Source organism: Methylobacterium sp. WL116 (assembly GCF_008039455.1).
Classification (GTDB): domain Bacteria; phylum Pseudomonadota; class Alphaproteobacteria; order Rhizobiales; family Beijerinckiaceae; genus Methylobacterium.
The window spans coordinates 23,812-38,031 of the sequence record NZ_VRUV01000002.1 but is presented as its reverse complement, the minus strand read 5'-3'; the positions used below and the strand labels follow the sequence as shown (position 1 = coordinate 38,031).

General features: G+C 67.7%; 10 protein-coding genes. 6 read left to right on the top strand and 4 right to left on the bottom strand.

The window, feature by feature from the left end; genetic code table 11:
* Positions 1–75: 75 nt before the first annotated feature.
* The 5 genes from FV223_RS00790 (at position 76) to FV223_RS00770 (ending at position 7,581) form a co-directional block, all read left to right on the top strand.
* On the top strand, positions 76–516 hold the full coding sequence (locus tag FV223_RS00790; RefSeq protein WP_147724783.1) for a hypothetical protein: 441 nt from the start codon (positions 76–78) through the stop codon (positions 514–516).
* Positions 517–698: 182 nt separating this feature from the next.
* Complete coding sequence (locus FV223_RS00785; protein WP_147724781.1) at positions 699–1,220, top strand: hypothetical protein; 522 nt, start codon at positions 699–701, stop codon at positions 1,218–1,220.
* Between the two features lie 2 nt (positions 1,221–1,222).
* Positions 1,223–1,663 (top strand): YetF domain-containing protein, encoded by a 441-nt coding sequence (locus tag FV223_RS00780; protein ID WP_147724779.1) that lies wholly within the window; start codon positions 1,223–1,225, stop codon positions 1,661–1,663.
* A 194-nt stretch (positions 1,664–1,857) separates the two neighbouring features.
* Entirely contained in the window at positions 1,858–4,830 is a 2,973-nt protein-coding gene (locus tag FV223_RS00775; protein ID WP_187275998.1) for a response regulator, read from the top strand.
* A gap of 117 nt (positions 4,831–4,947) precedes the next feature.
* Positions 4,948–7,581 carry an MHYT domain-containing protein gene (locus FV223_RS00770; RefSeq protein WP_147724775.1) on the top strand — a complete coding sequence of 878 codons (2,634 nt, stop codon included), beginning with the start codon at positions 4,948–4,950 and terminating at the stop codon, positions 7,579–7,581.
* 666 nt (positions 7,582–8,247) lie between these two features.
* On the opposite strand, the gene FV223_RS00760 is transcribed toward FV223_RS00770, so the two are convergent.
* The gene (locus FV223_RS00760) at positions 8,248–10,470 is read right to left on the bottom strand and encodes a molybdopterin cofactor-binding domain-containing protein (RefSeq protein WP_147724771.1); all 2,223 of its coding nucleotides are present in this window, start codon (positions 10,468–10,470) and stop codon (positions 8,248–8,250) included.
* Positions 10,471–10,484: 14 nt separating this feature from the next.
* Entirely contained in the window at positions 10,485–10,955 is a 471-nt protein-coding gene (locus FV223_RS00755; RefSeq protein ID WP_147724769.1) for a (2Fe-2S)-binding protein, read from the bottom strand.
* A 133-nt stretch (positions 10,956–11,088) separates the two neighbouring features.
* Here FV223_RS00755 and FV223_RS00750 point away from each other — a divergent pair, with 133 nt between their 5' ends.
* Positions 11,089–11,685 carry a hypothetical protein gene (locus FV223_RS00750; RefSeq protein ID WP_147724767.1) on the top strand — a complete coding sequence of 199 codons (597 nt, stop codon included), beginning with the start codon at positions 11,089–11,091 and terminating at the stop codon, positions 11,683–11,685.
* Between the two features lie 720 nt (positions 11,686–12,405).
* Here the strand turns inward: FV223_RS00750 and FV223_RS00745 are convergent.
* Positions 12,406–13,104, bottom strand: a complete 699-nt coding sequence (locus FV223_RS00745; RefSeq protein WP_147724764.1) for an HAD-IA family hydrolase — start codon at positions 13,102–13,104, stop codon at positions 12,406–12,408.
* Between the two features lie 174 nt (positions 13,105–13,278).
* Positions 13,279–14,184 carry an SDR family oxidoreductase gene (locus FV223_RS00740; protein WP_147724762.1) on the bottom strand — a complete coding sequence of 302 codons (906 nt, stop codon included), beginning with the start codon at positions 14,182–14,184 and terminating at the stop codon, positions 13,279–13,281.
* Positions 14,185–14,220: the final 36 nt, after the last annotated feature.

Below are 14,220 nucleotides of genomic sequence, written 5' to 3'. Positions count from 1 at the left end.
AGGAACTGGCCCCGTCCAGGTACACCGGGCATCCCGTGGCCCAGGCCGGCAAACGACACCCGAGGAAGACTCGACATGAACGACATGCAGACCATCACCGGCACCGTCTGGGCCGTCTTCGGCCACCGCTTCGCCATCGATGGCAAGGAAGGACGCATCCTCGCCGACCTTGGGCCGAAGGGCGCCGAGGTCATCGCAATCGCCCATGGCGACACAGTTACGATCACGGGCGAGCCCAAACCCTCGGAAATCAAAGTGACGCTCATCACCCTCAAGGACGGCACCGTCTGCGAGATCGCGTGGCCGCGGAAGCTTCACACGGAAAAGGCGAACCAGACCCCGGCCGATCCGGCGGCGGTCCTCGCGGCGGTCAAGGCCGAGGGCTACGCCGTCGAGGGAGAGCCTCAACGCAAGCCGAAGCACTTCGAGATCGTAGGCGCCAAGGACGGCATTCGACACGAGATCCACGTCGAGCTCTATGGGAAGATTCGGACGGCCAAACCGCTCGCCGCCTGAGAGACCGAGCCGGATCGCAGCCGCAATCCGGCGGTCGTGATCCGGTTTGCCGACCCGAAGGAGCGATCACGTTCCCGCGTCATCCCAGATAACGCCGCACCTGCAGGGAGCCAACGGCAGGTCCGACGACTTGGCTCCCGTCCCGGGCGGTTCCGCCCAGATCCCTGCCCAAGGAAAATATCTTGGACGTCATCCATCCCGACCCGCCGATGCGCGAGGAGATCGCGCGCGGCTTCTACCCGGCGTTCGAGGGACGTTGGCGGCGTGCCGAGATCATCGGCCGTTGGGCCATGGTCGCATTCGTGGGCGCCTCCGTTCTCGGAGCGTTCGGGCAGGGGCTGTTCAGCGAGCGCGAGGCTGCCAACGCCGATGCCTCGATCAAGCTCCGCTACGAGCCGGTGGTCCGCTTCGGTGCTCCGACCAAGGTCCAGTTCGACACCCGCGTCCCGCCCGGCGGCGATAAGGTCGCCGTGACCATGGCAAAGGGGCTGGCCGATCATTTTGGGTTGGAGAGCATCATCCCGCGTCCTTCTGTCTGGGAAGCCGGCGCCGACAGCATCCGCATGGAGTTCCCCGTCGTGAAGGGTCAGGAACGCGTCACCATCCTGTTCGCGGGCTCGCCCGGCTTCCGAGGCAGCATCCATCTCTGGGCACGGCTGGATGCAGGCGAGACCCTGCCCTGGTCGCAGTATTCGGTGCCGTAGGCATGAGCACCGTCTTCAAGGCCGCGGCCGCCTACCTCGTCGTTCTCTTCGTCATCCGCCTCATCGGACGCCGGACCGCGAGCCAGCAGGCCCCCATCGACATGGTGGTGCTGTTCCTGTTCGGCGGTATGAGCGTCAGCGCGGTGCTCGGCGACGACAAGTCGTTCGTCGGCGCGATGAGCGCGATCTTCACCGTCGGCCTCATGCACGTGGCCGTCTCATGGCTGAAGCTGCGCTACGTCTGGTTCGAGCGTATCTGCGACGGCACGCCCATCGTCGTCTACCGAGACGGCGACTGGGACGAGACCCAGATGCGGCGCCTGCGGATGCAGCAGGCCGACGTGCGCACCGCCGCCCGCCAACAGGGCCTCGATGACATGGATCAGGTCGCCGTTGCCATCGTCGAGCGGGATGGGAAGGTCTCGGTCATCGAGAAGGACTGATCCCCGGCGGCTGCCCCAGGGCGTGACCCGTCGCTCCGGAACAGACGCCAATCAGGGACCACTCGAAGACGTGACCGGGACGGGCGGGCAACCACCGCACGGTCACCGTGTTGTCGAGGGCACCCGAACACCGCATCGCGTCATCCCACGGCCTTGCGTCGGCGAGCCCATCCGTTCCCATGAGCGAGCCGCACATGACCGACGATACGCTCCCACCCGAAGTCGGCGATGCCCGTCGCCTGGACGCACTCCGAGGGTACGGCATCCTCGATACGCCCCCCGAGAAAGGGTTCGACGACATCGTCGAGCTGGCCCGAATGACCTGCTCTGTCCCGGTCGCCCTGGTCAGCCTGGTCGCCGGCGACCGCCAATGGTTCAAGGCGCGGTCGGGCTTCGCGCCTTGCGAGACCTCCCTGGACAAGTCGGTCTGCGCGCATGTCCTCGGCTCCCCGGACCTGCTCGTAATCGCCGACCTGTCGCTGGACTCCCGTACCAGGGACAATCCCCTCGTCACGGGCGAACCGTACCTGCGCTTCTACGCCGGGGCGCCGCTGGAGGCGGCCGACGGCGAGCGTCTCGGCAGCCTGTGCGTGATCGACCTCGCGCCCCGCCCGGAGGGCCTCACGGATCGGCAGGCGGTAGCCCTACGCGCGCTGGCGGGGCAAGTCATGTCCCAGATGGAACTGCGCCGCTCGGTCGCTGAGCGCGAGGGACTTCTTTCCGGCCAGGCCGCGCTGATCGCGCAGCAGAACGCCCTGATCGCCGCCCAGGCCAGCGTGACCCGGGCGGCAGGGGACCGTGGCGTGATCCTCGATACCCTCGTCGGCGGTGTGATGGCGGCGGTCTCCCAAGCCGAGGGCGCAGTGATCGAGCTCCGTGAGGGCGACGACCTCGTCTATCGCTCGGCACGCGGTGCGCTCGAACCCCATGTCGGGCTGCGCATCCCCATCGACGGCAGCCTCTCGGGCCATTGCCTGGCGACCGCCAAGCCGGTGCTGTGTCCGGACCTCCTCGTTGACCCTCGCGTCCGTCGCGACCTCGTCGGCCCGCTCAACGCACGCTCGGCAGTCTGTGTCCCGATCCTCCGTGGGGACGCCGCCGTCGGTGTCCTGAAGCTACAGTCCAGTCGTCCCGATGCCTTCACCGGCCTCGACCTCCACGTCGCCACCCTGTTCGCCGGCACCATTCCGGCCGGGTTGGCGGAAGCGGGCGAGGCGGAGGCGCGCCGTGGGATGCGGGCCGGCGAGGCCACCCTCCGCACGGTGATGGAGACGCTGCCCGTCGGTGTCCTGATCGCCGAGGCTCCGACGGGCCGCATCGTCGGGCACAACGCCCGGGCCACCGTGATCCTGGGGCATGATGTGGTCTCAGATACGTCCGCCGACCGGAAGGACCGCTGGGTCGGGTTCCATTCTGACGGATGCCAGGTCGAGCCCGGGGATTGGCCCCTCGACCGCGTGGTGCATGCCGGCGAGTCGCGCGCGGATCTTGAGGTCGACTACCGCCGCGGCGACGGCAGCCGTGCCTGGATCGGGTTCTCGGCGGCGCAGATGCTCGACGTTGATGGTCACCGCGTCGGTGCCGTCGTCGTCGTCACTGATATCGACGGGCGCAAGCGGAGCGAGCTCCAGTTGGCCGCCGCCAAGGAGGCTGCCGAGGAGGCAAACCGGGCCAAAAGCGAGTTCCTCGCCAACATGAGCCATGAGCTGCGCACCCCGCTCTCGGCGGTGATCGGCTACTCGGAGATGCTGCAGGAGGAGATGGAGGACGGCGGCCACGACGACCTGCTTCCCGACATGCGCAAGATCGAGGCGAACGCGCGCCACCTCCTCGGTCTCATCAATGACGTGCTCGACCTGTCGAAGATCGAGGCGGAGCGGATAGAGACCTACGTCGAGGACTTCGCCATCGACGCGATCGTCCGCGATGTCGCCTCGACGGTCGAATCCCTCGTCGCCGCAAAAGAGAACGTCCTCACGCTGGACCTTGCCGATGACCTCGGCGAAGCGCGTTCCGACGTGACCAAACTGCGCCAGTGCCTGATCAACCTCTTGAGCAACGCCGCCAAGTTCACGGAAGGTGGCCGGATCACCCTGAAGGCCGAACGGGGCGAACGCGACGGCAAGAGTTGGCTGACCTTCCAGGTGAGCGACACCGGGATCGGCATGAGCCCGGACCAGCAGGCGCGCCTGTTCGAGCGCTTCACCCAAGCGGATGCCTCGACGACGCGGAAGTTTGGCGGCACCGGCCTCGGGCTGTCCATCACCCAGGCGTTCGCATCCATGCTGGGCGGCGATATCAAGGTGGCGAGCGAGGAGGGTCGAGGAACCACCTTCACCATCTCGGTCCCGGCCCGCATCGCCGGCACGAACGACCAGCCGGCAATGGAAGCGGGTGTCGGGATGCCTCTATCCGACGATGTGTGCGGCAAGGACGTCGTCCTCGTCGTCGATGATGATCCGGCGACGCGTGATCTCCTCACCCGCTTCCTCGAACGCGACGGGTTCAAGGCCGTCGCCGCCGTCGACGGGCGGGAGGGCCTGGAGATCGCGCGGACCCTGAGGCCCCGGGTTATCCTGCTCGACGTGACCATGCCGCAGCTGGACGGCTGGTCGGTATTACGAGAACTTAGGGGAGATCCAGAACTCGGCAACACGCCCGTAGTCATGGTCACAGTGCTGGACGAGCAGAACCTAGCCTTCTCCCTCGGAGCCACCGACTACCTGCAGAAGCCGGTGGACTGGGACGAGCTTCAGGGGGTGATGGACCGCTTCCGACCCCGGGACCACGAAGGCCCGCTACTCGTCATCGATGACGATGCCGACACACGGGATCGTATGTCGACCCACCTCACCCGGGAAGGCTGGCGGGTCGTCACGGCCGAGAACGGCAAGGTCGGGCTCGGGGTCGTCGCGACAGTGCAACCCTGCCTCATCCTTCTCGATGTGATGATGCCGGAGATGGATGGCTTCGCGTTCCTCGCCACCCTGCGGGCCAAGCCGGAATGGGGTTCGATCCCGGTCGTCGTGCTGACGGCCAAGGACGTCGACGTGAACGACCGGCGGCGTCTGGCCGGACGGGCCGACAAGGTCCTCAGAAAGGGCCAGGTCGGTCTCGACGACCTCACTAGGCTGCTGCGTTCGGTGGTTTCGCCAAGCCCGGCCTGATCCTTCGAGAGCCATCGCGCTGACGGCTCGCAAGGTCTTGCGCTTCCGGGCCGAAAGATTGGTCCCAGGAGCGCTGCCTTTCGGTGCTACGGACCCCGTGCCCCCACCGGACATCCTATGGCCCATACCGGATACAACCCGCTACTCGTCACGCTGTCCATCGTCATCGCGGTGTTCGCGTCCTATGCGGCGCTGGACCTCGGTGCCCGCGTCCGGCGTCCGGACGCCGGTGCGCGCTGGGCCTGGGGCGCTGGCGCGGCGGTGGCGATGGGCGGTGGCATCTGGTCGATGCACTTCGTCGGCATGCTCGCCTTCGAGATGGGAATGGCGGCGGCCTACGATCTCGGACTGACGGTCCTGTCACTGCTGATCGCGGTGGGTGTCACGGCCGGCGCCTTTGCCTGGGTTGCACGCCGGGGAACGGGTGCGGGCTCGTTGCTGGTCGCGGGCCCGCTCATGGGCCTTGGCGTGGCGGCGATGCACTACACCGGCATGGCGGCGATGCGCGTGCCGGGCAACCTTGCCTACAACCCGGCTGTGGTGGCGGTCTCGGTCGCCATCGCGGTCACGGCTGCGACCGCAGCCCTGTGGCTTACCTTCCGCCGCAATCGGCCCTGGCAGAAACTCGCCGCCGCCTGCGTGATGGGGCTTGCAGTCGCTGGGATGCACTACACCGGGATGGCCGCGGCAACCTTCACCGCGCAGGAGAGCGGCGCCCATGCGGCCCACGTAGCCACCCTGGCGGCGGGCCAACGCGACCTCGCCCTGGCGGTCGCCGGCGTTACCTTCCTCATCCTGTTCCTGGCGATGATCGCTTCCTCGCTCGACCAGCGTCGGGTGCAGCGACGCCTGCACGTCAGCGAGGCGCGCTTCCGATCCGCCGTCAGGGCCGTCAACGGCGTGATGTGGACGACCGACGCCGCCGGGCATTTCGTCGAGGAGCAAGCAGGGTGGGCGGAGATCACCGGGCACACCCCAGAGCAGTACATGGGCGCGGGCTGGGCGAAGGCGATCCATCCCGAGGATCTCCCGGCGACGATCGCGACCTGGACCGACGCATTGCGAGCCGAGGCCCCCTACACGGTCGAGCATCGCGTGCGCACCGCCCAGGCGGGCTGGCGCCGCTACGTGGCAAGGGCAGTGCCGGTGCGCGATGCCGACGGCGCGATCCGGGAGTGGGTGGGCGTCCATGAGGACATCACCGAGCGACACGCGTTCGAGGTGGCGCTCAAGGAGGCGCGGGACGCGGCCGAGGAGCACAGCCGGGCGAAGAGCCGGTTCCTGGCCAACATGAGCCATGAGCTGCGCACGCCGCTTTCGGCCGTAATCGGCTATTCCGAGATGCTCGAGGAGGAGGCGGAGGAGCTCGGTCAGGAGAGCCTCCTCAAGGATCTCGGAAAAATCAAATCGAACGCCCAGCACCTCCTCGGCCTGATCAACGACGTGCTCGACCTGTCGAAGGTCGAGGCGGAGAAGATGGAGCTCTACCCCGAGGACATCGACGTCGCCGCCTTCGTCATGGACGCGGCCGCCACCGTCGAGGCGCTCGTCAAGAAGAAGGGAAACGTCCTCGTGCTCGACGTGGCCGATGGCGTCGGCCGAGCCCGAACGGACGCGGTGAAGCTGCGCCAGTGCCTGTTCAACCTGCTCTCGAACGCGGCCAAGTTCACCGAGGGCGGCACCATCACGCTGGAAGCCGGGCGCGAGGCAGGTATCCGCGGCGGCTGGCTCCAGTTCACGGTGCGGGATACGGGCATCGGCATGAACCCGGAGCAGGTCGGGCGCCTGTTCGAGCGCTTCACGCAGGCCGACGAGAGCACCACACGCAACTATGGCGGCACCGGTCTTGGATTGGCTCTAAGCCGCGCCTTCGCCCAGTTGCTCGGCGGCGACATCTCCGTGACGAGCGTCGAGGGCGAGGGAACGAGCTTCACCCTGCGCGTGCCGGCGGTGGCACCGGACCGGACGGTCGATGTCGCGCCGGATGCCGTACCGGAGAACGGCGAACGCATGGATGACTTGGTGCTGGTGATCGACGACGAGGCATCCCAGCGCGAGCTCATGACCCGCTTCCTCGAACGCCAGCGCTTTTCCGTGCGCACGGCGGCGGACGGGCGCACCGGCCTCAACCTCGCCCAGTCGCTCAAGCCCCGCGCCATCCTCCTCGACGTCATGATGCCCGAGATGGACGGCTGGTCGGTGCTCGCCGCTCTCAAGTCGGATCGCGAGACTGCCGGCATCCCGGTGGTGATGGTGAGCTTCGTTGCCGACGCGACGCTCAGCGCCTCGCTCGGTGCCATCGAGGCGGTGCCGAAGCCGGTGGACTGGGCGCGCCTCCGGACGATCCTGGATCAGTTCCGGGCAGCGGACGGCGACGTCCTCGTGGTCGATGACGACGCGGACATGCGGCACCGCCTACGGACGGCCCTCGAACGCAACGGCTGGAGCGTCCGCGAGGCCGGCGACGGCCGCGAGGCGCTCGAGCAGGTCGGGCTTGGCGTGCCGCGCCTCGTCCTTCTCGATCTCACCATGCCGGTGATGGACGGGTTCTCGTTCCTTGACCGCTTGCGAAGATTGCCGGGTTGCGCCGATGTGCCGGTAGTGGTCCTCAGCGCCCGGGACGTCACGGCCGAGGAGCGGGACCGGTTATCAGAAGCCGATCGCGTTTTGCGAAAGGGAGATTCCAGTCTCCAGGACATCGCCACCGAATTGCGCAAGCTCGACAACCGTCAGACCAGCAAGTCGGCCTAGGATATCCGATCGATCTGCCGTCCCTAGAGTTTTTCAGTTAAACCATGAGGTCATGGATCGCAGCAGCAATCCCGCATCCTACGAACCGCCTGCCAGTGAGCAAGATTGCCTGACCCAGATCACTGGAATGGCGCAGAGAATATCCACTGTCGGGTGCCTCCTAGATCCCTTGTTGCATCCGTGTAGAGTTGGATGCGGAACGTCCGCTTCCGGGTAAACCTGCAACGAGCGCCTGTGGGGCCTTGCGGATCCGATACCACGTCTCACAGCCTAGTACTATCTAAGCACTTTAATGTCGGAGGGCAGCGTGAAGCGCCTTCGGCAGGGTCGGTGGGAGTGTCTTCTCGCCTCGTCGGCATAGGCAGGCGGTCCGCTCGCGATGTTAGGGTAGGCCCCCAACAGCTCCATCCTTGTCCGGCCGCCGTCGAGGAGCCAGCGTACGGGACGAACGTAAAGCAGCAGATGTTCGAGCGCCGCCACGGTGCGGTCAAAGGGTGCCGGACCGGACCCCGGCACGGGCCGGCCCATGCCAGCCGCCTCTATCAAGCTGCGTCGATCCCGGCGGCCGAGGCACCACCCGGTGTCCGCGGCGCGGCCGGCGGATCGCGATCCGGGCTCGCGCCGCGGGACCGGCGCCACGCCCCGACGATCCTGCCTGCTCGCGTTTCAGGCCCCCTGCAGAGCCGCCTTCACCTTGGCCGGGGTGAACGGCACGGACCGCACGCGTACGCCGGTCGCGTCGAAGACTGCATTCGAGACCGCCGCCGGCACGATGGCGGCGGACGGCTCGCCGGCGCCCCACGGCTTCTCGGTTGGCCGGTCGATCAGGTCGATCACGACCTCGGGCACGTCCGGGAAGGTCAGGATCGGGTAGCTCGACCAGTCGAGGCTCGTCACGGCGCCGCGATCGAAGGTGACCTCCTCCAGCAGCACACGGCTGACGGTCTGGATGACATTGCCGTCGAGCTGGTTGCGCACGCCGTCGGGGTTGATGATCTGCCCGCAATCCTGGACCACGAAGAAGCGCGGCACGCGCACTTGCCCGGTGCTGCGATTCACTTCGACTTCGGCCACGCCCGCTACGTAGGTGCGATTGAGTTCGTACTTCACGTAGGAGATTCCGCGGCCGCGCAGCACGTCGCCCGCGGCGTCTTTCACCGGCGAGGGGCGCGCCTGCCACATGGCGAGTTCGGCAACCCGCTTCAGCACCTCAATGCCGCGCGGATCCTTCAGCGCCCGCAGGCGGTACTCCAGCGGGTCGGCGCCGGCTGCCGCCGCGCACTCGTCGAGGAAGGCCTCGTTGGCGTAGGTGTTCTGCATCCGCCCGGGGGTGCGGATCCAGGAGGGCCGGAACGGCGTCGAGGCCAGCCGGTGGCAGACCGTGCGCACGTTCGGAAAGGCGTAGGGCAGCGCCGAGTTGCCGATGATGTTGCCCGGCGCCATCGTAGTCTCGTGCGGCAGATCGGCCAGCGAGGCCGCCACCAGCGGCACGTTACCGGCCGCCCCCTCCGGGATGTGGAACTGGGAGGACCAGGCGGTGACGTTGCCCTGCGGGTCGAGCCCGGCCTTCAGGTCGATCAGGGTCGGCGGTCCTTTCGGATCCCAGCCGTGCTCGTCGGCGCGCGACCACTGGACCCTCACGGGGCGGCCGACCGCGCGGGCGAGAAGGGCGGCGTCGCCCGCCGCGTCCTCGTGACCGTTGCGGCCGTAGCAGCCCGAGCCCTCGACGTAGATGCAGCGCACCGCCTCCGGCGCGAGGCCGGTCATCGCCGCGAGCTGCTTGCGCAGGGCGTGCGTCATCTGCGAGGCCGTCCAGCAGGTCAGGAACCCGTCCTTCAGCTCTGCGATGGCGCAGGACGGCCCGATCGAGCCGTGGGTATGGATGGCGAAATCGTACGTCGCTTCGAGCTTCCGGGCCGCCTGTCCGAGCGCCGCCTCGGCATCGCCCGTGCTGCTCGTGACGTCGTCCTTGGTGACCTTCGTGGCGCGCACGTGCTGCCAGAGCTTGCCCTGCTCGGGCAGGCCTTCCCATTCCGACCACGTCGCCCTCAGCTGTTTTGCGGCCTTCACGGCCGCCCACTCCTTCTCGGTGACGATGGCCAGGAAGTTACCCTGGCGCACGACCTTGATCAGTCCTGGGATGTCCGCGACCGAGGCCTCATCCACGCCCTGCAGATCCGCCCCGATGGTTGGGGGACGGACCACCCGCGCATGCACCATGCCGGGCACGCGATAATCCTGCATGTAGGTGAAGCGGCCGGTCATCTTCTCGGGTATGTCGACCCGCGCCACCGGCTTGCCGACGAGGGCGAACTGAGCCGGATCCTTCGTCTTGACCGCCGGATCGACCTTGAGGTCGAGGCGCCCTTCCTTCACGAGATCGGCGTAGGAGAGTCCCTGGCCGCCAGCTTTCGGCCGGACGGTGCCGTTCTCGCTCACCAACTCGTCGGCCGGTACGCCGAGGCGCTCGCTGGCCATCTGCACGAGGCGCGCGCGGGCCGTCGCCGCCGCCTGCCGGATTTCGACGCCGCCCTTCTGGATCGAGAGGCTCCCGTAGGTCGGTCCCTGATCCGGCGTCAGCGCCGTATCGCCCTGGACGACGGTCACGCGGTCGAGCGGCAGGTCGAGTTCCTCAGCCGCGATCTGCGTCAGGGCGGTCTCGACCCCGGTGCCGAGATCCACCTTGCCGGAGAAGATCGTGGCGTGACCGTCGGCGCCGAGCGCCAGGAAGCTGTCGACGCGGTCCGGGGCGACGGGCTTCGCGAAGCCGTTGGTGGCGACCGGCGCGAAGGTCTGGGCGCTGGCGCCGCGGCCAGACAGCGAGAAGCCGACCACGAGGGCGCCGCCCTGGAGGAGCAGGCTGCGGCGGGAGAGGGCGGGTGCGGTCATGACAACAACCTCTGTCAGAGTGTGCCGGCAGCGCGCTGGACAGCGCGCACGATCCGCTGATGGGTGCCGCACCGGCAGAGATTCTGGGCGAGCGCCTGCCGGATCGCGGTCTCGTTGGGCTTCGGCGTCTCGTTGAGCAGGGCAGCCGACTGCATGATCATGCCATTGATGCAGTAGCCGCATTGCGCCGCCTGCTCGGCGATGAAGGCCGCCTGCACCGGGTGCGGCTTGTCCAGGCTGCCGAGCCCTTCGAGCGTCACGATCTTGGCCCCCGCCTTTAAACTCGAGACCGGGGTGATGCAGGAGCGCACCGCCTGCCCATCGACATGCACCGTGCAGGCGCCGCACTGGCCCAGCCCGCAGCCGAAGCGCGGCCCGTGCAGGCCGAGATCATCGCGTAGCACGTAGAGGAGCGGCGTATCGGGGTCGTCCACGCTCACGGGCGCCGCGCGCCCATTCACGTCCAGCGACATCAGCTGCACCATCGGGCATCTCCCTGGAACCATTCTCGGGTGCTCGGCCTATACCCGGCGTAGACCCGGAGCAACGCGGCGGCGTGACAGCGATTCCCATTCGCTGCAGGAAGCCGTGCTGCCCCCGGCGCCGTCAGGGAAGCGCATGCCCTCGCAGAACCGCAGCCGATGCATCCTCGCTCTCGTCCTCGCGCTGTCCGCGGGCCCCGCAGGGGCCGCCGAGCGCCTCGCTCAGGATTGGCCCGAGCCGTCCCGCAAGGCCGCTGAAGCCGTTGCTGACAAGTACGGCGCACCCCAGGAGCAGACGGCGACACTGCTGATCTGGCACCGCAACGGGCCTTGGATCCGGACGGTGGTGCACAAGATGGGAGCCGAGCACGATTTCCCGGCCAAGCACAACGACGTGCTAGAGCAGAGCTTGCCCTACAAAGTCCCGCTCAACTTCTTCAGCGCGGTCGCCACCTTCAACGGCAGCGTCATTCCGGACCGGACGCGAGGCACGCTCACCGCCTACGGCGCTAGCGAGGCCGAGAACGTCCTGAGCCTGAACCTGGCCCGGGCGGTGGTGCGCGGCGAGCTCACGGCGGAGCAGGCACGTGATAAGGAAGTTGCGGCTGCGCAGGAGTTGGCGAACGGACAGGAGCCGGACCTCGCGGCCAAGCTCTCGCTCGATCAGCAACAGGAGGGCGACGTCTCCGACCCAGACACCGCGATGATCCTGCCGCCCAGCCAAAAGCCATAGTCCGGAGTACGCGGCCCTCTGCTCTGGCAACGCGTTGATCCATGGGCGCCCGCTGCCTCGATCTCAGATTCTCATGCCGCGCAGTTCTCGACACTCTACCCCATGCGCTGAATACAGTGGTGAAGGCTGGAGCGCCCTATTCTAATCCGCGCACGTCGGCCGCCGCATCCTGCCGGCCGGGCATCGGGGCATCCGCGATCTCCCGGCGAAACGGCGCGATCCAGTCGTGAAGTGGCCGCCGCGCGCTGGACCGGCTCGTTTGAGGCCGACGCTCGGGACTGTGCGTCAGACGCTTAGAACGATCTTTCCGAGAGGCTCGTTTTTCCTCATGCGGGCGAGCATGGTCGGCGCCTCGGCTAGCGCGTAGCGGCTGTTGAATGACTGATGGAAACTTCCGGCTACCATCGCCGGCCACAGGTCGGCTCGGACGCGCACGGTGCGCTTCATCAAGCCCTGCGAGCAGAGCCTACTGTGGTTGGCAGCGGGGGGCGATGCAGCCTCGCCCTGCATGAGCGTTGTTGTCGAGGTTCGCTGCAGAGAACGTCGACGTTTGCGGCGAACCTACTTTGGAGCGGACCAGCGGCTTTCGGCCAGCATCGGCCGCCGCAGACCGCCTGCCTGAGCGTTTCAGACGGGTGGGATGCGGAACGTCCGCTTCGGATCGCCGTGCCGAACTGGCTGAGCATCATCTTAAGGCATCAGGTTCCTCGCGGCGTTCGCTCACTCCGGCGAGAGCAGGTCCGGCAGGCGCGAGAGATCCTTGAGCGACGCATGCGGTGGCCATGCAAGGTTCGGCGGTTCGCCCACCCGGTCGATCCACACGGAGCGGATTCCGAGCTCGTGGCAGACCTTGAGGTCGGTGAACTGCCCCATGCCGACATGGATGGTTTCCTCTTTCCGCACGCCCATGGTCTTGTAGGCGTGTAGGAAGAGCCCGTGATCGGGCTTATAGGCATGGGCCTGCTCGGCCGTGACGACGAAGTCGAGCGGCACTCCGATGGCCGCGACGGTGCCTGCGATCAGGTCGTCGTCCGTGTTGCTGATGACCGCCAGCCGGTAGCGTGCGCGGAGACGGTCGAGCGCCGCGGCAACCTCAGGGTGCGGCTCGATACGTCCCAGGACCCTCAGCAACGTGTCGCCGTCCTCGGGCTTGGCCGTATGGCCGGCATCGGCGAGGGCCTCGGCTAGGGCGGATCGCAGGATCGACTTGTAGTCGCGGAATTGCGGACGCTTCTGCCGCTCTACCGCAGCCTCTCGCAATCGATCGGCCAGGATGGCCGCTTGCTCCTGCGCATCGGCTTCCGGGAGGCGACGGGCAAGGATCGCGTGGGCCGCCGACCGGACGGCGTCATGCCACCGGACCAAGGTGCCGTAGCAATCGAAGGTGATGACCTTCGGCATCGGTTGAAGCTGCAGCATGATCGGTCCCACCGGGCGAGCCAAGTAGAGTATCCCCGCCTGCAACGCCTGGCGTCCACCCCCTCGAAGATCTGTAGCGCGCGTACGGCTCGGGCGAATGCTACGTTTGTCTCGAACAGGCAGTGCCAAGCATGACAGCCGGCGGGAAGCGGTTTTCCCGCCGGTTCGGCGAATTCACGCGGTGCCGTTGCCACCCGTCGCGCCGTAGACCTCGCCGGTGACGTAGCTCGCCTCCTGGCTGGCCAGGAAGACGTAGACCGGCGCGAGTTCCACCGGCTGGCCGGGGCGGCCGAGCGGCACCTCAGATCCGAACTTCTCGACCGCCTCCTGCGGCTGCCCGCCCGAGGGCTGCAGCGCGGTCCAGAACGGGCCGGGCGCCACCGCGTTCACGCGGATGCCTTTTTCGATGGACTGCTTGGCCAGCGCCTTCGTGAACGCGATGATGCCGGCCTTGGTGGTGGCGTAGTCGACCAGGATCTTGGGTGGGTTGTAGGCCACGACCGAGGCCGTGTTGATGATGGACGCGCCGGCCGGCAACAGGGGCATCGCCGCCTTGGTGATCCAGAACATCGCGTAGAGGTTGGTCTTCAGCGTCCGGTCGAACTGCTCGTCCGTGATGTCGCCGATGTCCGTCTGGTTGGTCTGCTTGCCGGCGTTGTTGACGAGGATGTCGAGACCGTCGAGCTCGACCACGGCCTTGTGCACCAGGGTGTCGCAGAACGCCTTGTCGGTGATGTCGCCGGGCAGCAGCACCGCCTTGCGGCCCTCCGCCTCGATGAGCTTCGCCACCGCCCGGGCGTCCGGCATCTCGGCCTCGACGAAGCTGAGCGCCACGTCCGCGCCCTCGCGGGCGAAGGCGATGGCCGCCGCGCGCCCGATGCCCGAATCGGCGCCGGTCACCAGGGCCTTCCGGCCGGCGAGGCGGCCGTGGCCCCGGTAGCTGGTCTCGCCGTGGTCCGGCTTCGGGTCCATCGCGCCGGCGAGGCCCGGCGCCTCCTGCGGTTGCCGCTTGAACGGCGGCTGCGGGTATTGGGTGCGCGGGTCCTGCATCTTGAGGCGGTGGTCGGAGGCGTCGGTCATGAGGTTGTCCTGGCGCGCCGGTTTCGTACGGGACAG